Source organism: Bacillus sp. FSL K6-0993 (assembly GCF_037977205.1).
Taxonomy (GTDB): domain Bacteria; phylum Bacillota; class Bacilli; order Bacillales; family Bacillaceae; genus Bacillus; species Bacillus subtilis.
Window position 1 is genome coordinate 408488 of sequence record NZ_CP150275.1, and the last position, 20649, is coordinate 429136.

The window sequence follows — 20649 nt, forward strand, 5'->3', positions numbered from 1 at the left end:
GTGTATTATAAAAATCATATTCTTATATAATACTTGTGTCAATATAATTTATACTCATTTCAAATAGTTCCATATTGGAAAAATTATAAATACCTAAAAATAGTGATTTCCTCCTAATTTTTAAACTTTTTATCGTGAGATTTTCTTACACAACTATTCCTTTATATTTTTTTAATAAAATTTTAGAGAAATGTACAAGCAGATCGGGCCTTTGTGAGTAACATGATAGTAATCATAGAGAAGGAGGCTCGCAATTGGCTGAATTCATATTAAATGCAGCGGATTTCGGTGTTCCTGGAGATGGTAAAACGGATTCGACAGAACGGATTAATCAGTGCCTCAGTACAGCTGTATCGAAAGGCTATCATACTGTCTGGTTTCCAAAGGGAACATATTTAATAGACGGAACGCTTGGCGGAGATCTTAATCAGAAGTTTCGAAACGCGGGGATCATTGTTCCCGGCAACCTTGAGATTATGATGGACCCCGAATGTATCATGAAAGTGATACCGAATAGTTCGTGGGGTTATTCCGCATTTTATGTAGGCAAGCAAGAGAATATAACCATTTCCGGGGGACAAATTATCGGCGAACGGGATGAGCATACGTATGCTTCGGCGGGGATAAGATCAACCCATGAATGGGGCTTTGGCATATGTATTGAAGGATGCTCGAATGTTGTCATTGATGATGTGAAAATTTCTGATTTTACCGGCGATGGGATCATAGTCAGCCCAAGGGGATTAAAGACCAATCAAGATTATCGAACGTCAGAGCAAATTATCATCCGCCGCTGTGAGGTTCGGCGGTCGAGGAGAAATAACATTTCCATTACCGGATGTGACATGGTCACGGTGGAGGAATGCTTGATTGAAGATGCCGGAACGGGGAATGGAACAGCGCCGAAATTCGGAATTGACATTGAAGGATATGGCGAAGGTGACGTTGATTATGAGGAACCGATTAATGTATCAATTCGCAATAACCACTTTGTTGGAAACGTTTCAAGTTCTGTGACCAATTTTAACGGGTATGGCATTTTAATAGAAGGAAATCACTCAGACAATACAATCAGCTACGGATATGGGACGCAAACAGTGATCAAAGAAGACGCGGCGGCTGCGCCAAGAGTCGGGATAACCGGACTCGGTGTATCACAAGGAAAAGAGTCCAGTGATGCAGTGATCGCTGGCAACCTCATTACCGGATTTTCAACAGGAATTGATGTCAGGGGAAAGAGCGTTCTTGTGACGAACAACAAAATCAGCAACTTTGAAAACACAGGGATATTGGTTTATCAGTCCTCCGACGTAAAGGTAGACGGAAACCAAATTCAAAACGGACTGTCTGAAACAAGGCGCAGCATCGGTCTTCGCGCAGTGCTGTCAGATGACATCGCTTTTCTGAATAACTGTCTCATTCAAGTCGTTGACGGTGTGAACGTTTCCGGCGGAAATATGATCATTAAAGATAATCTCCTGAGAAAATTCAGCCGGGGCATTTGGATTGCTCAAGGGAACGCGGTGATTGAAGGGAATACACTGAATCCTGATGCGTTTGAAGCAGTGCCGGAATCATATTCTGTTTCCGTCACAAACAATGCCGGCGCTATCATCAAAAACAATACATTTAAAGAGTTCAAAAATTACCCCATTTATTGCTCCACAAGTGCAAAAACCTCAATTATCGGCAACCACTTAGAGAGATCTCCGCTTTTGGTCACCATCTATATCAGCGCCGGTGTGCATGAGATTTTTGATAATACCATTTCAGTCAACAGAACAGCCGGGAATCCGATTGTGATTTATATCAATGGCTCGGCAGGCTCTATCATCTCAGGAAACACCATCAATAACCTCTCCGCGGGCACTGCGATAGCTATTCAAACAAACACGGCAACCAATTCTAAAATCATCGGCAACCGCATTTTTAAAGGGACCATCAACAAACACAGCAGTGACACAATAGACGGCAATATTATTGTCTGAAAAAAGCGCCCCCTCTAGGGGTTCTTTTTTTTCGATTTATAGATCACGTACATTTCTCTCACAAGTACTAAAACAAAAAATAAAAGCACGACCCATTCCGCAAATGTTGTCATCTTAAAGCTGGACATATTGTTATAAATGGCTTTTGTTAAACTGAACCCTTGAAGCATGTCCATCAATACAGAAATAGCTAATAAACAAATTAATATAACTCCTGTCACGCTCAATATCTTCATGCTTCATCATCCTCCGTTTTTAGTGTCTATCGTTGGCGGAGAAGTTATACCGCATCTAAACCTAATGCATAATCTCAATTTTAAAAGGAAGAATATGAGAAAACGACAAGGAAAGGTATTTGTGTATGCCTTTATTTTCTAAGCAAAAGAACAATACCGATTCAAAAGACAAGCAGAATACAGACGAAAGGAATCAGGAACAGCAGCAAGAAAAAGAAAGGCCGGTTCTCATTTCTCCAAGTTTGGCAAAGAATATAGCGGAAACGAAAAAGGAAGTCGGAAGCAGCTCTGACGTCATCATTCGTGAGATTAAAATCGGGGAGCAGGATCATGTCCATTTGGCTGTTATTTATATTGCAGGCCTGGTCGATAATAACACAATCCATGAGTCGTTAATCGATCCTTTGGTACAGGATGAGTCTATCCAGAATTCCCATGCGATCCAGCAAATTCTTGAAAAAACGCTCCCCCTGGGCGGAGTGAAAGCGGAAAAGAGCTGGGGCAAGCTTTTTTCCGAGTTAATGCTCGGCAATGCGCTCGTTTTTGCAGATGGCTATGATGAAGCTTTGATTTGCAGCACTCAAGGGGGAGAGCAGCGCTCCATCCAAGAGCCGAGCACCCAGGTGTCATTCCGCGGCCCGCGCCAAGGGTTTACAGAGTCTCTGCAAACCAATATTTCCATGATCCGGCGATACATTAAAAATCCGAATTTATGGGTTGAAAAAATGAAAAAAGGTTCTGTTACGAATACGGATATCGCTCTCATGTACATTCAAGGAATATGTGATGAAAAGGTGCTGAAGGAAGTGAAACAGCGCCTGGAAAAAATAGATATTGACAGTATTTTGGAATCTGGATATATTGAGCAGCTGATTGAAGATGAAACCTTTACGACATTTCCGACCATGTATCATACAGAACGTCCTGATGTTGTAGCGGGAAATCTGTTAGAAGGAAGATTCGCGATAATTGTGGACGGAACACCGTTTGTGCTTATTGCTCCGGCCTTATTTGTTCAATTTTTTCAGTCTGTTGAGGATTATTATTCGCGTTTTGACATTGCGACAAGCATACGGATTCTTCGTGTTTTAGTCTTTTTCATTTCGCTTGTGGCTCCGGCTGTATACGTGGCAGCTACGACGTTTCATCAAGAAATGATACCGACTCAGCTGTTAGTGGTCATTGCGGCCCAGCGGGAAATTGTCCCGTTTCCGGCTGTTGTGGAGGCGCTGACGATGGAGGTTGCTTTTGAGATTCTGAGGGAAGCGGGAGTTAGGCTGCCCCGGGTTGTCGGCTCGGCAGTATCAATCGTAGGCGCGCTCGTAATCGGCCAGGCTGCCGTACAGGCTGGTATCGTCTCTCCGGCAATGGTTATTGTCGTTGCACTCACCGCGATTGCGAGCTTCGCAACACCTGCGTTCGCGATGGCCATTTCAGCCCGGCTTATTCGGTTTATTTTTATTATTGCCTCAGCTGTTTTGGGTTTTTACGGGCTGATTTTAGGGATCATTATGATGTTTGTCCACTTATGCAGTCTTCGTTCATTCGGCGTTCCATATATGTCGCCGCTTGCACCCTTTTCTTCACAAGGCGTAAAGGACGCGCTTTTCCGTGTTCCGTGGTGGGCCGATGAAAAAAGGCCGGAATCGGTCAGTAAGGAAGATAAGGTGCGGCAGGGGCAAGATCAACGCCCAGAGCCGGCCGCTTCACGAGGAATGGTGAACAAAGATTTGGAAGAAGGGGATCAGAATGGTACGTAAATGTCTATTAGCCGTTCTCATGATTTTGAGCGTCATTGTGCTGCCCGGCTGCTGGGATAAGCGGGAACTGACAGATCTTGCGATTATCTCGGCAATTGGCATCGATCGGACAAACGAAGGCAACTACGTGCTGCATCTTCAAATTATCAATCCCGGAAATGTCGCCGGCGGGCTTCAGGGAGGCGGTGCTGGAGACAGGCCGCCTGTATCTGTCTATTCGATTGAAGGCGACAATTTGACGGAAGCACTCAGAAAAGCCTCCATGAAGGTATCGCGGCGGCTTTATTTTGCCCATACCAACCTGGTCGTAATCAGCGAAAAGCTGGCGAAAGAGGAAGGGCTGGATTTTGTATTAGACAATCTTGACCGGGACACGGAATTCAGGACAACGGCGACCTTCGTCGTTGCCCATAAAACAAAAGCAGAAAATATCGTGAAAATCCTGACTCCGATTGATAAAATTCCGTCAAACAAAGTCAATAAAACACTCGATTTCACGGAGGCGCAATACGGACGGGTGGTCAAAACCAATATTCAGGACGTTTTGAAAACACTTGCCAGCGACACAAGGGCACCGATTATTCCGGGTTATTTGATGATTGGCGATGATAAAAAAGGAGTCAGCATGGAAAACACGCAGGCGACTGACCCGAAAGCCATTCTTCAGGCAGACGGTTTGGCGATTTTTGATAAGGCTGGGTATTTAAAGTATTGGATTGAAGATGATGAAAGCGTGGGGGCAGTCTGGCTTATGAATAAGGTCCAGCATACGTTTATTAATGCTGATTGGGGCAAGACGAAGGATGCGGTCAGCTTGCAGGTTACCCATCAAGATACAAAGCTGGTACCCGATATGCGGAACGGACGTCCGCACATCCATGTGAAAGTGACGGTTGAAGGAATTATAGATGCTGTCAAATACCCTTTCCAATTGTCTAATCCGAAGGTGTTGGCCGCTATTGAAAAAGCGCTCAACAAAGAGCTTGAAAAGGAAATCAGCCATACTGTGAAAATGATCAAGAAGAATAAGATAGATTTTGTCGGTTTTGGTGACACGATATATAGAAAGTATCCGGAGCAGTGGGAGAAAATGAAGGACACATGGGACAAAGAATATTTGCCCGAACTGCCTATCGATGTGAAGGCCGAGACGTATATCAGAAGAACGGGATTGCGAAACAATCCGATCAAACACCAGTTTAAAGATGATTAGGTCTGGAGAAAGGGGAAGTGACAGATGGAAAAAGCCAGAATAAGCATCAGGCAGCTGTTTGTCATGATTATCATTTTTGAGCTGGGCAGCTCCTTATTGATTACACCGGGATCAATGGCGGGCAGGGATGCTTGGATTGCAGTTCTGTTGGGGTGTGCAGCCGGTTTGTTTCTTTTCTATTTGTATCAAGGCATTTATCAATGTTACCCGAATTCTTCTCCGAAAGAATATATGGATGATATGCTGGGAACCAAGCTGAGCTGGCTGTTTTCATTTCTCTATATCTTGTACTTTGCCTATATTGCCGCAAGGGTCCTGCGTGACTTTGGAGAAATGCTGCTGACATTTGCTTATCATGATACACCTATCATTATTGTAAATGGTTTGTTAGTGGTAGTTAGCATATACGCCGTAAGAAAAGGAATCGAAGTGCTCGCCCGCGCGGCTGAGCTGCTTTTCGGAGCCATGTATTTACTGGGCGCAATCGGCCTCTTGCTGATTGTTGTCTCAGGTTCTATAGACCCGCATAACTTAAAACCGGTTTTGGCAGACGGCATTTCTCCTGTCCTTTACTCTGTTTTCACTCAGACCATGTACGTTCCGTTTGGCGAAGTCGTTTTATTTGTGATGATTTTCCCTAACCTGAATGACAGAAAAGATGTGAAAAAAGTGGGGATGATCGCCATGGCTATTAGCGGATTGGTTGTGGCGCTCACCGTGGCGATTAATATCAGCGTGCTTGATGTTGATCTTACACTTAGATCCCAGTTCCCGCTTTTAAGTACGATTCAGACAATCAAGGTCGAAGAATTTTTAGACCGGCTCGATGTCTTTTTTATGCTGGCGCTGATCATCGGTGGCTTCTTTAAGGTTAGCCTCTACTTATATGCCACTGTGGTTGGGACATCTACGCTCTTTAAGGAAAAGAACCCCTCTCAATTGGCTTATCCGATGGGATTGGGCATCTTAATCCTTTCTATAACGATCGCGACTAACTTTTCAGAGCACTTGAACGAAGGCTTGAAAGTGGTGCCGCTGTATATTCATTTGCCTTTTCAATTATTGTTTCCGCTCTTTCTGTTTATTGTGGCTGTTTGGAAAAAGAAACGAAGAGAGAAGTCAAAAGGGGCGGAAGCAAAAAAATGATAAAAAGAGCGGGGGATGCAGCCGCCGCTCTTTTTATGTTCACTTCTATATAAAAGGGGGATATAGGGTGCGCCCCTGTCTGCACTGGCAGAGGCGCGTTTTGTTATACGACTGCGATGTTTTCCTTCACAGTAAAGCTTCCTCTTGAAAGTCTGATATTGATGTCTGACACTTTTGCAATTTGTTCATCGTGCGTCACCATGATGACACATTTATTTTCCTTGTGTGCCAGATCTTGAAAGAGCCGTACGATCTCTTTTGATGTGTCCTCATCAAGGTTTCCGGTCGGTTCATCGGCTACGATAAGATTCGTGTCACAGCAGAAAGCCCTTGTAATTGATACCCGCTGCTGCTGTCCGCCGCTCAGTGTGAGCACTTTTTGCCGGGCTTGTTTTTCGTTGATGCCAACCTTCTGCAGCATGTCAAGCGCATATGATTCTTTGTTCTTTTCTTTAGAACCTGTGATTTCCATAGCGGTTGTGACGTTCTGCAAAGCCGTCATATACGGGAGCAGGTTGTACGCCTGAAAGACGATTGATACATATTGATTTCTGAAATTGGTTAAGCCGATTTTGGAAACAGCTTTTCCGTCGTAAAGGATGTTTCCTTCTTTTGGTGCGTCAAGTCCGCCTGCCAGAGACAGGAAAGTGGTTTTCCCCGTCCCTGATGTGCCGACGATTGTGTAGAATTTGCCTTTTTGAAAGCTGATGTTAATATCCTGAAACAATGGCTGGCTTTTGTCTTTATACCAGTAGCCGACTTGTTGAAATTGTAATAAGCTCATAGGTTCCGCCTCTTTCTATTCCTGTTTTGTCAATATCGTTTTCGGATGAAGCCGCAGTACTGAAATTGACGGCAGCAATGTTGCAATGATTGCGATAAGGATGCCGATCCCGCCAAGTATAAGCATGTCGTTCATAGAAACCGCGACGTTCAGTGAATCGATAACGTCCACGTTTGATGAACTGTGGCCGAACATTTTGCCGCCCATGCCGCCGCCGCCGGGCATTTGTCCGCTTGCGGTTTGCGTTGAATCGGTTGATGAACTGATTTGCTGGGATAAAAGCTGATTTCCAAGCTGATTCGCGACGAGATTTCCTGTCACAGATGCAAGGCCGATAGCGATAACGGCCACGATCAGAATCTCAGTCAAGAACTGTCCAATCAATTTCCATCGTTTTTCACCGATGGCCATTAACACGCCCATTTCGTATTTGCGCTCCCTGATTGACATCATGACAATCAGGCCAAGAATGACGGCGCCTGCCACTGATACAAGATACACCACGTTTTTAGAGAAAGAAGCCACATTTTCAATCGGCCCGACCATTTGCTGGTAAAGCTGATCGTTTGTATTCAGTGTGTACGTATCGAAGTCAATTGATGTTTTCTTCGCAGCTTTTACGAAAGCATCCATATTTTTCGCGTCGTCCATATAGTAAACGGCTGAGTCAACCGTATTTTTATAGTCGTCGCCTTTCAGCGCCGCTGCCGCTGTGTAAGGCGTATAAAGCTTGTTATAAGGATTTAAGAAAGAGAAATTTTGGGCTTGGTCATCGCCTGAAGATGTTGTTTTATAAATACCGACGATCTTCAGCTTTACCGTCGTATCTTCATCTGTTGCTGATTCAATTGTGATCGAATCGCCAACGCTTAAATCATTTTCTTCCGCTAATGTTTCATTGATCACTGTTACTTTTTTGCCGACATCTGATTTTGTAATCGCGCGTCCGTCAGTGATTTTTGAATCTCCGTCAGAGAAATCATCGACTAACGCTGTGCTGATGACACCTTCAATAGAAAGATCGGCTTGAACCATTTGCGGTCCGCCTTGTCCTCCGCCTTGACTGTTTTTAGCGGTTGAGCTTGAACTGCTTGAGCTGGAATCACTTGAACTAGAGCTTGAGCTTTCAATCGCATCAAAGTTTCCCGCGTTGGCTGAAGCTGATGTGGTGTAATTGTAGCTCTTCACATGATCAAGCGCTGCAAGCTTATTCGCATCAGACACTTTGATCGGTGTTGATTCGAAGCTGCGTTTTTCACCGCTGTCCTGCTGTTTTTCCATTTGCTTTTGGCGGTCAACCTGAAGTGTCACGCTTCCGCCGAGTTCCTGTCTGGCCAGTTCGCTTGACTTTTGTGCTGCCGACTGGATGGTGAGGCCTGATAGAACAAAGACACATATGACTGTAAACACAAATAATTGCAATAACGTTTTTCCCTTTTTAGCCTTCATATTCCAAAAGGCCCGTTTGATAAAGTTCATTTATGTTCCTCCGTATTGGTATTTTTATTGATAAGACCGCCTCTTGGACGCGCCCGCTTGCTGATAAATTAATAGTAGTCCAAAGGTATGAAAAAAATATGAACAATCTATTTCTAGTTGATGAAATAAAAACTAACAATTGTGAAACGCAAAACCTTCTGTTTAAAATGGTGCTATTATATAAAAAAGCATCAAAACAACCGGAGGATATAATGAAAATATTAATGATAGAAGATAATGTTAGTGTATGTACGATGACCGAGATGTTCTTTTTTAAGGAAGGTTTTGAAGCGGAATTCGTTCATGACGGGTTAGAAGGGTACCAGCGTTTTACGGAAGAAAATTGGGATCTGATCATTTTGGATATCATGCTTCCATCTATGGACGGCGTGACCATCTGCAGAAAAATAAGAGAGACAAGCACGGTGCCGATTATCATGCTGACTGCCAAAGACACTGAATCAGATCAGGTCATCGGATTTGAGATGGGGGCGGACGATTATGTCACAAAGCCGTTCAGCCCGCTGACATTGGTTGCCCGCATCAAAGCCGTCATCAGAAGATACAAGGCGACAGGCAAAGCGGTTATTGATGAAGATATGATTGAAACGGAATGCTTTACCATTAATAAGAAGACGAGAGAAGTATTATTAAACGGAGAGCCTGTAGAAAATCTCACGCCGAAGGAATTCGATCTGCTTTATTACCTTGTCCAAAATCCGCGGCAGGTGTTCTCCAGAGAACAGCTTCTTGAGCAGGTATGGGGCTATCAATTTTATGGAGATGAGCGAACGGTTGACGTTCATATCAAACGGCTGCGGAAAAAGCTTGCCAGCGAAGACAAGCCTTTCCTGTATACTGTGTGGGGAGTAGGGTATAAATTTGATGAAGATTAAATATTTATATCAGCTGCTGCTAAGCCATATCAGCATTTTGATTTTAGCGTTTGTCATTATCATTTCTCTGTTTTCCCACTTTGTGAAAGAATTTGCCTATCAAAACAAAGTAGAGGAATTGACGTCATATGCGGTGCAGATCGCAAATGAATTCCAAGCCGGCCAGGTGGACATGCGCAGGCTCTATCCTTATCAGGACATGTTAAGCACAAGGAAGACGCAATTTATCATCTTTAATGAAGAGCAACAGCCTTATTTTCTTCCTGAAGGCTTTCATCACCCACCAAGGGAACAGCTGAAGAAATCAGAATGGAATAAGCTAAAAAAAGGGCAGACTGTCATGATCAGGGCAGATGGCCGTTTTGATGATGAAGTGTCACTTGTGGCGCAGCCTATATTTGTTCAGAACGAATTTAAAGGCGCCGTTCTGCTGATTTCTCCGATCAGCGGTGTTGAACAGATGGTCAATCAGGTCAACCTCTATATGTTTTACGCTGTGATCAGCACGCTTGTGATTACGATTCTCGTGAGCTGGCTTCTGTCCAAATTCCATGTCAAGCGGATTCAAAAGCTGAGAGAAGCGACAGATAAAGTGGCTTCCGGCGATTATGACATCCATTTGGAAAACAGCTATGGGGACGAAATCGGCGTTCTGGCGTCTGACTTTAATATCATGGCGAAAAAACTAAAGCAGTCAAGGGATGAAATTGATCGCCTTGAGAAGCGGAGAAGGCAGTTTATCGCTGACGTGTCACATGAATTAAAAACACCGCTGACGACGATCAACGGTTTGGTTGAAGGGTTGAATAGCCATACGATTCCAGAGGATAAGAAGGATAAATGCTTCTCTCTGATCAGTGAGGAAACGAAGCGCATGCTGCGGCTCGTAAAAGAAAACCTGGATTATGAAAAAATCAGATCCCAGCAAATTACCTTGAACAAGCTAGACGTTCCTCTGATCGAGGTGTTTGAAATTGTGAAAGAGCACTTGCAGCAGCAGGCGGAAGAAAAACAAAACAAGCTGATGATCCAAGTAGAGGATCACGTCATCGTACATGCCGATTATGACCGGTTCATTCAAATTCTCGTCAACATTACGAAAAACAGCATCCAATTTACGCAAAACGGTGACATTTGGCTGCGCGGAATGGAAGGTTATAAAGAGACGATTATTGAAATTGAAGACACGGGAATCGGCATTTCAAAAGAGGATATTGAGCATATTTGGGAGCGATTCTATAAAGCAGATATTTCAAGAACGAACACGGCATATGGTGAATACGGACTCGGTCTCTCGATCGTCAAGCAGCTCGTTGAAATGCACCAGGGCACAGTAGAAATCCAGAGTGAAGAAGGGAAAGGCACAAAGTTCATCATCCGCCTTCCTTTAACGGCAAAACAGCAATAGCATACAGGGCGGCGCATCAACTGATGCAGCCGCCTTTTTTGCACACCGCTTCGGTTTATTGCGTGCTCCCGAAAACAAAGATTGCGTGTTTTTCGGGTTGGGACGGTCTATAAACATGATAAAATATGACATAAACAGTTTTTGATGGGAGAGGGTGAAGGAATGAAGAGCGGGGTAATTCCTTCTTCAGCGGTCGGTCAAAAAATTAACGAGTGGTACAGATATATCCGGACATTCAGCGTGCCGGATGCCGAAGTGTTAAAAGCTGAAATCCAGCAGGAACTGAAACACATGCAGCATGATTCCAACTTGCTGCTTTATTATTCACTAATGGAATTCCGGCACCAGCTTATGCTGGATTATCTTGAGCCGTTAGAGAAATTAAATATCGAAGACCAGCCAAGCCTGTCTGAATTATCGAGAAACATTGACAGCAACCAGGCAGATCTCAAAGGGCTTCTCGACTATTACGTGAATTTTTTTCGCGGGATGTATGAGTTTGATAAGCGGGAATTTATTTCTGCCATTACATACTATAAACAGGCGGAGAAAAAGCTCTCCTTTGTCGCAGACCATATTGAACGGGCTGAATTCTATTTTAAAATCGCGGAAGCTTATTATTATATGAAGCAAACGTATTTTTCATTGATTAATATAAAAAACGCTTATGAAATTTACGTGGAGCAGGAAACCTATAATGTGAGAATCATTCAATGCCATTTCGTGTTCGGGGTCAACCTGATGGATGAAAGAAATTTCGAACAAGCCGCACGCCATTTCAAATTGGCGCTCAATATGGCCCAAGCGGAACAAAAAGCCCAGCTGGTCGGAAGAGCATACTACAATCTCGGATTATGCTATTACAATCAAGACCTTCTAGACCCTGCCATTGATTACTTTGAAAAAGCGGTCTCCACATTTGAAAGCAGCAGGATCGTCAATTCACTGCCGCAAGCATACTTCTTAATTACCTTGATTTATTATAAACGGGGAAAACATGATAAAGCTTCGGAATATCACAAGCGGGGCTATGAATATGCTAAAGAAACAGACGATGCAGACTATGCCGTAAAATTCGAGTTTTTGCAATCCCTATATCAGGATCAGCCCAATGAAGAAGGAATCGAACGATGTTTCCAATACTTAAAAAATAAAAATATGTACGCTGATATAGAGGATTTAGCCCTAGAAGTAGCAAAATATTACTATGAACAGAAATGGTTTAAACTGTCTGCTTCCTACTTTCTACAAGTTGAAGAGGCAAGAAAACAAATACAAAGGAGTGAAGGTTTGTATGAAATTGAAATCTAAGTTGTTTGTTATTTGTTTGGCCGCAGCCGCGATTTTTACAGCGGCTGGCGTTTCTGCTAATGCGGAAGCACTCGACTTTCATGTGACAGAAAGAGGAATGACGTAAGAACAAGCCCCTTCTCATTAGCGAGAAGGGGTTTTTCTTTTTAAAAAAACACCGCAAGACATAGTCTTGCGGTGCCGCCTTCATGGAGATTACGTTTATTTAGTAGCCTCCTACAAATGCAGTTCCCACAATGATCAAGAGGATAAATAACACAACAATCAAAGCGAAAGAAGTTCCGTAACCTGACATTTTGTGCACCCCCTTCGAGATTGCTTTAGCAAATGCTGCTGCAAAACTGTGGCGGACAGGGTCCCGCAGAGACGGTCAGCAGCTTAGAAGCCGCCAACAAACGCAGTCCCTACGATAATTAAAAGAATAAACAATACAACGATTAAAGCGAAAGAACTGATGCCGCCGTAACCGCCGCCGTTAGAGTATCCTGACATAAGGTTTCACCTCCCTATGAAGGATACTATAAGATATGCTGAACCGATCCATTTGGCAGGGATAATAGTGGACAAGAGAAAAAATGAACAATTCGGCTATAGGAAGGTAATATAAAAAATAGCGGGCGCTGCCGCCCGCTATTTATGTACGATTAAGAGATTAATACGCCCGCGAAAAATTCCTGGTATAACGCTTGAACGGCTTTTCTTTCTTCGGCTTCTTTTACGCCAAACATCATGCTCACTTCAGAAGATCCCTGATTGATCATTTCGATATTCACCTGTGCCTCTGATAATGCTTTGGCGGCTCTTGCCGTTGTACCGACATTGTGGCGCATCGCTTCCCCTACAACCATAATCAGGGCGAGATGATGCTCGACGATGACTTCATCGGCATGCAAATCCTCTTCGATCCGCTTGATGACGCTGCGTTCAGTGGCGGCATCCATTTGCCCCTGCCGTAAAATGATCGTCATGTCATCGATTCCCGATGGAACATGCTCATACGTCAAACCATGCTCCTCCAGGATTTGAAGGGCCCTTCGGCCAAAACCGATTTCTCTGTTCATGAGATACTTGCTGATATAAATGCTGCAAAAACCGGTGTCGCTGGCAATGCCGACGACAGGCCCGTTTTTGTTATCCCGCTTGTTGACGACGCGGGTGCCTTCGGCTGAGGGGTTGTTCGTATTTTTGATCTGAACAGGAATCCCCGCTCTGAATGCCGGAATGAGCGCTTCATCATGAAACACTGAAAAACCCGCGTAGGACAGCTCCCGCATCTCTCTATATGTCAGCTCGCTGATTTCCTTTGGATTCTCAACGAAGGACGGATTGACAGAATACACAGCGTCTACGTCTGTAAAGTTTTCGTACAAATCGGCTTGTAGTCCGTTGGCAAGAATCGAACCGGTAATATCAGAACCGCTCCGTGAGAATGTGATCACATCGCCATCCTTGCTGAATCCGAAAAAACCGGGAAAAATGATGAGTCCGTCACGTTCCCGAAGACGATAGAGGTTTTGATAGGATTCAGGAAGAACTTGCGCGTTGCCGGGTTCATTTGTCACAAAGAGGCCGGCATCTTTCGGGTTTACATATTCCGCTTTGACGCCTTTATAGCGGAAATAAGCGGCAATCAGCTTGGCATTGTTATCCTCCCCGCTGGCCTTGACTGCGTCAAGGTATTGCTCGGGATTGCTTTTATCTCCTTCTAAAAGCGTAAACAGATCATCTCTGATTTTTTCGATAATGCTTTGCCCCAGCTGAAGCTCATTGGCGATGAGAGCGTACCGTTCCACAACAGCTTCCGCCAGTTCAGGTGCGCTGCCTGTTTCCAAATATTGTTTTGCACATGCGATTAAGAGATCAGTCACTTTCGTATCCTCGGCATAGCGTTTTCCCGGAGCTGAAACGACTACAGCTTTCCGTGCCGGGTCTGAGGTAACGATGTGAAACACCTTGTCAAGCTGGGCGCCTGAAGCAAGTGAGCTGCCTCCGAATTTAACGACCTTCATGTTTACATCTCCTAATGTTTAAAATTTTCACACAAATTTAGTATTTATTATCTCTCTTTCAGTACTGTAAATCAAGGGTTAATTTCTTTCTGGAGAGAACATTTGTATTTTCCACGAGGAATAATGTCAAGTTTGCTGACCGTATACCTGCGTTATAAAGATAAATATGGTAAACAGCCTAACGTTTTGGGATGGAAAATGGTTAGAATGATTAGTAAAATGGATAAATGACTAGGTTAATATTTTTAAAGAATATTGACTAACCCTAAAAAAATGGTAACATGTAAATGATAATGATAATCAATTACTATATGGCCATATTGTTTTGAGTCCTTGCGGAGTAGGAGATACGTTCTTTTTGCTGTAAGGATGTAAGGAGGCAGCATGAAGCTACGTTACTTATTTATTCTACTTATCATATTAGCAGTCACATCTGTATTTATCGGTGTAGAAGATCTGTCGCCGCTTGATCTCTTCGATTTAAGCAAACAAGAGGCGTCAACGCTGTTTGCAAGCCGTTTGCCGCGATTGATCAGCATTGTCATCGCGGGATTAAGCATGAGCATCTGCGGTTTGATTATGCAGCAGATCAGCAGAAATAAATTCGTGTCACCGACGACGGCGGGCACGATGGATTGGGCGAGGCTCGGCATTTTAATTTCCTTGCTGCTGTTTACATCCGCCAGTCCTTTAATCAAAATGCTGATTGCGTTTGTCTTTGCCCTTGCAGGAAATTTTCTGTTTATGAAAATCCTTGAAAGAATCAAGTTTAACGACACTATCTTTATTCCGCTTGTCGGTTTAATGCTCGGGAATATCGTCAGTTCAATCGCGACATTTATCGCATATAAATATGACTTGATCCAGAATGTGTCATCATGGCTGCAGGGGGACTTCTCTTTAGTCGTGAAAGGAAGATACGAGCTTCTTTATCTGAGTATTCCGCTCGTCATCATTGCCTATGTGTATGCGGATAAATTCACATTGGCCGGTATGGGTGAAAGCTTTTCTGTCAACCTCGGCCTCAAGTACAAACGGGTTGTGAACATCGGGCTCATTATCGTGTCCCTGATCACGTCCCTTGTCATTTTGACTGTCGGTATGCTGCCGTTTCTCGGTTTAATCATCCCGAATATTGTATCGATTTACAGAGGAGACAATCTGAAGAGCAGCCTGCCGCATACTGCGCTGTTGGGAGCGGTGTTTGTGCTGTTTTGCGATATACTGGGCAGAATCATTATCTTCCCTTATGAAATCTCGATTGGCCTGATGGTCGGAATCATCGGCAGCGGCATTTTCCTGTTTATGCTGTTAAGGAGAAAAGCCTATGCGTAACCAGATGAAAATAGCTTTGCTCGTTGGTTTAGCCATTGTATGTATTGGCTTGTTTTTGTTTTATGACTTAGGCAATTGGGATTACACCCTGCCGAGACGAATCAAAAAAGTCGCTGCCATTGTGCTGACTGGGGGAGCGATTGCGTTTTCGACCATGATCTTTCAAACGATTACGAACAACCGCATCCTGACGCCGAGCATTTTGGGCCTTGATTCTCTCTACATGCTGATTCAGACTGGCATTATCTTTTTGTTCGGTTCTGCGAATATGGTCATCATGAATAAAAACATCAACTTTATCATCTCTGTTCTGCTGATGATCCTGTTTTCTCTTGTTTTGTATCAGATCATGTTCAAGGGTGAGGGGAGAAATATCTTTTTCCTTCTGCTTATCGGAATCGTGTTTGGCACGCTGTTCAGCAGCCTGTCTTCCTTTATGCAGATGCTGATTGATCCGAATGAGTTCCAAGTTGTGCAGGACAAGATGTTTGCCAGCTTTAACAATATCAATACGGATTTGTTATGGCTCGCGTTCATCATCTTCCTGCTGACAGGCATTTATGTCTGGCGTTTTACAAAATTTTTCGATGTGCTGTCGCTCGGACGCGAGCACGCCGTGAATTTGGGCATTGACTACGACAAAGTGGTGAAGCAGATGCTGATCGTGGTTGCGATTTTGGTTTCTGTTTCAACAGCGCTAGTCGGGCCGATTATGTTTTTAGGCCTTCTGGTTGTCAACCTGGCGAGAGAATTCCTGAAAACATATAAGCATTCATACTTAATCGCAGGCTCCGTTTTCATCAGCATCATTGCGCTGGTCGGAGGGCAGTTTGTGGTTGAGAAAGTGTTTACCTTCTCAACGACGCTGAGTGTCATTATTAATTTTGCCGGCGGGATTTATTTTATCTACTTGCTGTTAAAGGAGAATAAATCATGGTAGAGGTCAGAAATGTAAGCAAACAATATGGCGGGAAAGTTGTTCTTGAAGAGACGTCAGTCACGATTCAAAAGGGCAAAATCACCTCGTTTATCGGTCCTAACGGCGCCGGCAAAAGTACGCTGCTGTCTATCATGAGCCGCCTGATCAAAAAGGATTCCGGCGAGATTTACATAGACGGACAAGAGATTGGAGCATGTGACAGCAAAGAGCTTGCCAAGAAAATGAGCATTTTGAAACAGGCGAACCAAATCAATATCAGGCTCACGATCAAAGACCTCGTCAGTTTTGGCAGGTTTCCGTACTCACAGGGCCGGCTGACAGAGGAAGACTGGGTTCATATCAATCAGGCCCTCAGCTATATGAAGCTGGAAGACATTCAAGACAAATACTTGGATCAGCTGAGCGGCGGACAGTGCCAAAGGGCATTTATCGCCATGGTCATTGCCCAGGACACAGATTATATCTTTCTGGATGAGCCGCTGAACAATCTGGATATGAAACACTCAGTTGAAATTATGAAACTGCTGAAACGGCTGGTAGAGGAGCTTGGAAAAACGATCGTCATCGTCATTCACGATATCAATTTTGCTTCAGTCTATTCGGACTATATCGTCGCTTTGAAAAACGGCCGAATCGTAAAAGAAGGACCGCCTGAAGAAATGATAGAAACATCGGTGCTTGAGGAAATCTACGATATGACCATCCCGATTCAGACGATTGATAATCAAAGAATAGGTGTCTATTTTTCTTAATATATAGAAGAGGTGAAGAGCATGAAAAAGTTCGCATTACTATTCATCGCTTTGGTGACGGCAGTTGTCATTTCTGCATGCGGAAACCAAAGCACAAGCAGCAAAGGTTCTGATTCAAAGAAAGAACAAATCACGGTGAAACACCAGCTGGACAAAAACGGCACAAAAGTACCGAAGAACCCTAAAAAAGTTGTCGTATTTGACTTTGGAAGCTTAGATACATTAGATAAACTAGGACTTGATGATAAAGTAGCGGGCCTGCCGAAACAAGCCCTTCCTAAATATCTGTCCAAGTTCAAAGATGACAAATATGCTGACGTCGGAAGCTTAAAAGAGCCAGACTTCGAGAAAGTGGCAGATTTAGACCCTGACTTGATCATTATCTCAGGAAGACAATCTGAGTCTTACAAAGAATTCTCTGAAATTGCGCCGACAATTTACCTTGGCGTAGACACAGCGAAGTATATGGAATCATTTAAGTCTGACGCAGAAACAATCGGTAAGATCTTCGATAAAGAAGATGAAGTGAAGGATGAACTCGCAAAAATCGATCATTCAATCGCAGATGTAAAGAAAACGGCTGAAAAGCTTAACAAAAACGGTCTCGTCATCATGGCGAACGACGGGAAGATCAGCGCATTCGGTCCTAAATCAAGATACGGCCTGATCCATGACGTGTTCGGCGTGAGACCGGCTGATAAAAACATCAAAGCGTCTACTCACGGACAAAGCGTTTCTTACGAGTACATTTCAAAAACAAACCCGGATTACCTGTTTGTCATTGACCGCGGTACAGCGATTGGTGAAACATCATCTACTAAACAAGTCGTTGAAAATGATTATGTGAAAAATGTAAACGCAGTGAAAAATGATCATGTCGTCTACCTTGATTCTGCTACTTGGTACTTATCAGGAGGCGGTCTTGAGTCTATGGCACAAATGATCAAAGAAGTGAAAGACGGTTTAGAAAAGTAAAACCAAAAAGAGCCTCCGCTAAGTAGCGGGGCTCTTTTTTTGTTAATCAGCGTGCCGGCTGCTGTTCGGCAGGGCGCTGTGGTTTCTTTAATGTGAATGAGAGAAGGAAGCCGACAAGTGCAATGACGGCAGCCACAATAAAAGCGGCGTTCATGCCGTGCAGGGCGGCGTGCTTCACATTTGTCGTGCCTGCATGTGCCGCCTGGTTGCTCATCACGGAAACCAATAGTGCGGTTCCGATCGAGCCGCCGACTTGGCGAATCGTGTTGTTCATCGCAGTTCCGTGCGGAATCAAGTGGCGCGGCAGCGCGTTGATTCCGGCTGTTGTCACCGGCATCATGATCATGGCGGTGCCTAAGAGACGAACAGTGTATAAAACGACAATCCAAGCGAGTGACGTATGGTCAGTCAGCTGCATAAACGGCAGAGATGTCAGGAAGATGATGCAGAAACCGGCAATCGCCAGCCCTCTTCCGCCGACACGGTCAAAAATTCTGCCGATAATTGGCGACATAAAGCCCATCACAACGGCTCCCGGAAGGAGCATAAGCCCTGTATCAAAAGCTGTGACGTCTCTGACATTTTGTGTATAAAGCGGCAGGATGGTTTCCGTACCGATCAATAATGCAAAGACGAGGGTTCCCAGCAGTGTTGTTAAGCTGAAAACGCCAAACGTGAAGACGCGGAATTCCAGCATCGGTTTTTCAAGCTTCATTTGTCTTGTGATAAACAAGAGCAGCGCGATGACACCCACCAGCAGTGAAATCAAGACGGTTGAACTGGACCAGCCGTAAGAGCCGACGCTTGAGAAGCCGTACAGAAGGCCGCCGAATCCAAATGTTGAAAGGATGACTGATAAAATATCAATCTGTGTTTTTCTTAAAGTCGTCACGTTTTTCATCAGGATGCTGGCAAGAATCAAATCAATCACAGCAAACGGAAGAATAATATAAAACAATGATCTCCAAGAGAAAGCTTCGACAGCCCATCCGGAAAGAGTCGGTCCGATCGCAGGCGCGAATGAGATGACCAATCCGACCATACCCATAGCCTGGCCGCGCTTTTCAATCGGAAAGATTGTCAGGAATACAGTCTGCATGAGCGGCATCATAATGCCGGCTCCGGCCGCTTGAATGATACGCGCTGTCAGCAGAACCGGGAAGTTCGGCGCGAACGCTCCGACGACTGTTCCGGCAGTGAAAATGCTCATTGCTGTGATGAGCAGCGCCCGGCTTGTGAATCTCTCAATTAAAAACGCGGTAATCGGAATTAAAATCCCGTTGGTTAACATAAATGATGTGGTCAGCCATTGTGCTTGGTTGGCATCGACATTGAAATCCCTCATGATATGGGGAAGTGCGGTAATCAACAATGTCTGGTTCAAAATCGCCACAAACGCTCCGGCTAACAAAATGCCGACAATGACAGAACGGTTAAAAGGTTTTTGTTCAATACTTGTGTTCAATACATATCCCTTCTTTTCTCTAAGTAATTAACAGTGTTTTTAACATGGAAACGGGCTGTGTTAAAACACCGGTTTGTTCCAGATAGCCAATCAGTGATTTGAGTAAAAAAGCGCGGGGTTCTTCCTTCTTCGCTTCTTCCTCCAGCATGGCGGCTGCGGATGTCAGTTCATCTACGTCATAGTCCGCGGCGGACAGGGAAGAGATGCCTTTATGTAATTCCTTCAGGCTTTCCGATAATAGGACTGATTTATCCTTTGGCTTGTAGGAGGATGCTGAATGAATATAAAGCTCGATGGCTTCGGGCGGAAGAAGAGACTGGCGGGTTTCCCTGTTTTTGATAATCTGATTGAGGGTGCTGATGATAAACTCTGCGATCGGGTCAAGCTCAAGCGGTTTTTCCTCGATTTTGATCAGCATTAAAAACTCACGCATCATGCCGTGAAGAATGATGACCAAATCCCACACAAACGGGAGAATGGTTTCTCCATACGCCTGGATCAGCGAATCGCGGTGCCAGCAGATAATCGTCGATCTGGTCTGATGGATATGCTGTTTGACCCGGTCATTATGCAGCTTGGGGTTTCCGTAGGTCAGCATATTGAAAAACTGCTGATTCCGCCTGAAGCCCTCCAGTTCCATTTTGACCTTTTGCGTCAAACGCTCCTCCGGTGTAAGTGCGGTATTTTCCTGAAGTCTTGAGGCTGCGGCCACCATTTGCTTCTGGTTAAATGACAGCAGCTCCAAAAGCAGATCTTCTTTAGATTGGAATAGCTTATATATCGAAGCTTTTGACATCTTACATTCTTCTGCGATCGCCTGCATGGAAACCGACGTAAAATCCTTTTCCGAAAAAAGCTTTCGCGCGGCTAACAAGATATCTGTTTTTTTATCAAGCATCTCATGGCTTCCTTCTTTCTTGAACATTAGAAAACCCATTGGTTCACAGAAAAC

The 20649-nt window shown here is 44.2% G+C and carries 20 protein-coding genes; 12 read left to right on the forward strand and 8 right to left on the reverse strand.

Annotated features, from left to right (window positions below; translation table 11 throughout):
* Positions 1–254 precede the first annotated feature (254 nt).
* Positions 255–1988, forward strand: a complete 1734-nt coding sequence (locus MHH79_RS02095; protein ID WP_340034963.1) for a right-handed parallel beta-helix repeat-containing protein — start codon at positions 255–257, stop codon at positions 1986–1988.
* Positions 1989–2002: 14 nt separating this feature from the next.
* Here the strand turns inward: MHH79_RS02095 and MHH79_RS02100 are convergent, their stop codons facing one another.
* The gene (locus MHH79_RS02100) at positions 2003–2224 is read right to left on the reverse strand and encodes a hypothetical protein (RefSeq protein WP_100506689.1); all 222 of its coding nucleotides are present in this window, start codon (positions 2222–2224) and stop codon (positions 2003–2005) included.
* 125 nt (positions 2225–2349) lie between these two features.
* Between MHH79_RS02100 and gerKA the strand changes: the two genes are divergently transcribed.
* From gerKA to gerKB, 3 genes are read left to right on the forward strand one after another with little or no spacing between them, the layout of a single operon-like run.
* Positions 2350–3984 (forward strand): spore germination protein GerKA, encoded by a 1635-nt coding sequence (gerKA, locus tag MHH79_RS02105; protein WP_015482790.1) that lies wholly within the window; start codon positions 2350–2352, stop codon positions 3982–3984.
* Positions 3974–5197 carry a spore germination protein GerKC gene (gene gerKC / locus MHH79_RS02110; RefSeq protein WP_100506690.1) on the forward strand — a complete coding sequence of 408 codons (1224 nt, stop codon included), beginning with the start codon at positions 3974–3976 and terminating at the stop codon, positions 5195–5197. Before gerKA ends, gerKC begins: the two co-directional genes overlap by 11 nt.
* A 24-nt stretch (positions 5198–5221) precedes the next feature.
* Positions 5222–6343, forward strand: a complete 1122-nt coding sequence (gerKB, locus tag MHH79_RS02115) for a spore germination protein GerKB (RefSeq protein ID WP_174616555.1) — start codon at positions 5222–5224, stop codon at positions 6341–6343.
* A gap of 103 nt (positions 6344–6446) precedes the next feature.
* Here gerKB and MHH79_RS02120 read toward each other — a convergent pair whose 3' ends face one another.
* The gene (locus tag MHH79_RS02120) at positions 6447–7127 is read right to left on the reverse strand and encodes an ABC transporter ATP-binding protein (protein WP_041850693.1); all 681 of its coding nucleotides are present in this window, start codon (positions 7125–7127) and stop codon (positions 6447–6449) included.
* Positions 7128–7142: 15 nt separating this feature from the next.
* Positions 7143–8606 carry an ABC transporter permease gene (locus MHH79_RS02125; RefSeq protein ID WP_340034964.1) on the reverse strand — a complete coding sequence of 488 codons (1464 nt, stop codon included), beginning with the start codon at positions 8604–8606 and terminating at the stop codon, positions 7143–7145.
* A gap of 212 nt (positions 8607–8818) precedes the next feature.
* Here MHH79_RS02125 and yclJ point away from each other — a divergent pair, with 212 nt between their 5' ends.
* The 4 genes from yclJ to phrC all read left to right on the forward strand — a co-directional run bounded on the left by yclJ (position 8819) and on the right by phrC (position 12327).
* Complete coding sequence (gene yclJ, locus MHH79_RS02130; RefSeq protein WP_003246532.1) at positions 8819–9502, forward strand: two-component system response regulator YclJ; 684 nt, start codon at positions 8819–8821, stop codon at positions 9500–9502.
* Positions 9489–10910 (forward strand): two-component system sensor histidine kinase YclK, encoded by a 1422-nt coding sequence (gene yclK, locus MHH79_RS02135; RefSeq protein WP_340034965.1) that lies wholly within the window; start codon positions 9489–9491, stop codon positions 10908–10910. Before yclJ ends, yclK begins: the two co-directional genes overlap by 14 nt.
* A 162-nt stretch (positions 10911–11072) precedes the next feature.
* Positions 11073–12221, forward strand: coding sequence for a response regulator aspartate phosphatase RapC (gene rapC, locus MHH79_RS02140; protein ID WP_015252823.1), 1149 nt, complete (start codon positions 11073–11075; stop codon positions 12219–12221).
* Positions 12205–12327: a phosphatase RapC inhibitor PhrC gene (gene phrC, locus MHH79_RS02145; protein ID WP_003224994.1), complete on the forward strand. Its 123-nt coding sequence runs from the start codon at positions 12205–12207 to the stop codon at positions 12325–12327. Before rapC ends, phrC begins: the two co-directional genes overlap by 17 nt.
* Before the next feature lie 99 nt (positions 12328–12426).
* Here phrC and MHH79_RS02150 read toward each other — a convergent pair whose 3' ends face one another.
* The 3 genes from MHH79_RS02150 to MHH79_RS02160 form a co-directional block, all read right to left on the reverse strand.
* The gene (locus tag MHH79_RS02150) at positions 12427–12516 is read right to left on the reverse strand and encodes a YjcZ family sporulation protein (RefSeq protein WP_015482794.1); all 90 of its coding nucleotides are present in this window, start codon (positions 12514–12516) and stop codon (positions 12427–12429) included.
* 83 nt (positions 12517–12599) lie between these two features.
* Complete coding sequence (locus MHH79_RS02155; protein ID WP_003234495.1) at positions 12600–12713, reverse strand: YjcZ family sporulation protein; 114 nt, start codon at positions 12711–12713, stop codon at positions 12600–12602.
* A 152-nt stretch (positions 12714–12865) separates the two neighbouring features.
* Complete coding sequence (locus MHH79_RS02160; protein ID WP_340034966.1) at positions 12866–14230, reverse strand: aspartate kinase; 1365 nt, start codon at positions 14228–14230, stop codon at positions 12866–12868.
* A gap of 384 nt (positions 14231–14614) precedes the next feature.
* On the opposite strand from MHH79_RS02160, the gene yclN reads away from it, so the two are divergent.
* Genes yclN through yclQ form a run of 4 tightly spaced genes read left to right on the forward strand, consistent with a single transcriptional unit; the run spans position 14615 to position 18232 of the window.
* Positions 14615–15565 carry a petrobactin ABC transporter permease YclN gene (yclN, locus tag MHH79_RS02165; protein ID WP_015382768.1) on the forward strand — a complete coding sequence of 317 codons (951 nt, stop codon included), beginning with the start codon at positions 14615–14617 and terminating at the stop codon, positions 15563–15565.
* Positions 15558–16505 carry a petrobactin ABC transporter permease YclO gene (gene yclO / locus MHH79_RS02170; RefSeq protein WP_123372797.1) on the forward strand — a complete coding sequence of 316 codons (948 nt, stop codon included), beginning with the start codon at positions 15558–15560 and terminating at the stop codon, positions 16503–16505. Before yclN ends, yclO begins: the two co-directional genes overlap by 8 nt.
* Positions 16499–17257, forward strand: a complete 759-nt coding sequence (gene yclP, locus MHH79_RS02175; protein WP_003234487.1) for a petrobactin ABC transporter ATP-binding protein YclP — start codon at positions 16499–16501, stop codon at positions 17255–17257. Before yclO ends, yclP begins: the two co-directional genes overlap by 7 nt.
* A 21-nt stretch (positions 17258–17278) precedes the next feature.
* The gene (gene yclQ, locus MHH79_RS02180) at positions 17279–18232 is read left to right on the forward strand and encodes a petrobactin ABC transporter substrate-binding protein YclQ (RefSeq protein ID WP_123372798.1); all 954 of its coding nucleotides are present in this window, start codon (positions 17279–17281) and stop codon (positions 18230–18232) included.
* A 46-nt stretch (positions 18233–18278) separates the two neighbouring features.
* Here the strand turns inward: yclQ and MHH79_RS02185 are convergent, their stop codons facing one another.
* Positions 18279–19697, reverse strand: a complete 1419-nt coding sequence (locus tag MHH79_RS02185; protein ID WP_123372799.1) for an MDR family MFS transporter — start codon at positions 19695–19697, stop codon at positions 18279–18281.
* 19 nt (positions 19698–19716) lie between these two features.
* A complete protein-coding gene (locus tag MHH79_RS02190) occupies positions 19717–20595 on the reverse strand; it encodes a TetR/AcrR family transcriptional regulator (protein ID WP_003246592.1) in 879 nt (292 codons plus the stop codon).
* Positions 20596–20649: the final 54 nt, after the last annotated feature.

Bases quoted from the DNA above. Each gene is read 5' to 3' on its own strand.
- yclQ (WP_123372798.1), top strand. From the start codon at position 17,279: ATGAAAAAGTTCGCATTACTATTCATCGCTTTGGTGACGGCAGTTGTC.
- yclP (WP_003234487.1), top strand. From the start codon at position 16,499: ATGGTAGAGGTCAGAAATGTAAGCAAACAATATGGCGGGAAAGTTGTT.
- gerKC (WP_100506690.1), top strand. From the start codon at position 3,974: ATGGTACGTAAATGTCTATTAGCCGTTCTCATGATTTTGAGCGTCATT.
- gerKB (WP_174616555.1), top strand. From the start codon at position 5,222: ATGGAAAAAGCCAGAATAAGCATCAGGCAGCTGTTTGTCATGATTATC.
- rapC (WP_015252823.1), top strand. From the start codon at position 11,073: ATGAAGAGCGGGGTAATTCCTTCTTCAGCGGTCGGTCAAAAAATTAAC.
- yclO (WP_123372797.1), top strand. From the start codon at position 15,558: ATGCGTAACCAGATGAAAATAGCTTTGCTCGTTGGTTTAGCCATTGTA.
- phrC (WP_003224994.1), top strand. From the start codon at position 12,205: ATGAAATTGAAATCTAAGTTGTTTGTTATTTGTTTGGCCGCAGCCGCG.
- MHH79_RS02155 (WP_003234495.1), bottom strand. From the start codon at position 12,713: ATGTCAGGATACTCTAACGGCGGCGGTTACGGCGGCATCAGTTCTTTC.
- MHH79_RS02160 (WP_340034966.1), bottom strand. From the start codon at position 14,230: ATGAAGGTCGTTAAATTCGGAGGCAGCTCACTTGCTTCAGGCGCCCAG.
- MHH79_RS02100 (WP_100506689.1), bottom strand. From the start codon at position 2,224: ATGAAGATATTGAGCGTGACAGGAGTTATATTAATTTGTTTATTAGCT.
- MHH79_RS02150 (WP_015482794.1), bottom strand. From the start codon at position 12,516: ATGTCAGGTTACGGAACTTCTTTCGCTTTGATTGTTGTGTTATTTATC.
- yclJ (WP_003246532.1), top strand. From the start codon at position 8,819: ATGAAAATATTAATGATAGAAGATAATGTTAGTGTATGTACGATGACC.
- gerKA (WP_015482790.1), top strand. From the start codon at position 2,350: ATGCCTTTATTTTCTAAGCAAAAGAACAATACCGATTCAAAAGACAAG.
- yclN (WP_015382768.1), top strand. From the start codon at position 14,615: ATGAAGCTACGTTACTTATTTATTCTACTTATCATATTAGCAGTCACA.
- MHH79_RS02125 (WP_340034964.1), bottom strand. From the start codon at position 8,606: ATGAACTTTATCAAACGGGCCTTTTGGAATATGAAGGCTAAAAAGGGA.
- MHH79_RS02120 (WP_041850693.1), bottom strand. From the start codon at position 7,127: ATGAGCTTATTACAATTTCAACAAGTCGGCTACTGGTATAAAGACAAA.
- MHH79_RS02190 (WP_003246592.1), bottom strand. From the start codon at position 20,595: ATGCTTGATAAAAAAACAGATATCTTGTTAGCCGCGCGAAAGCTTTTT.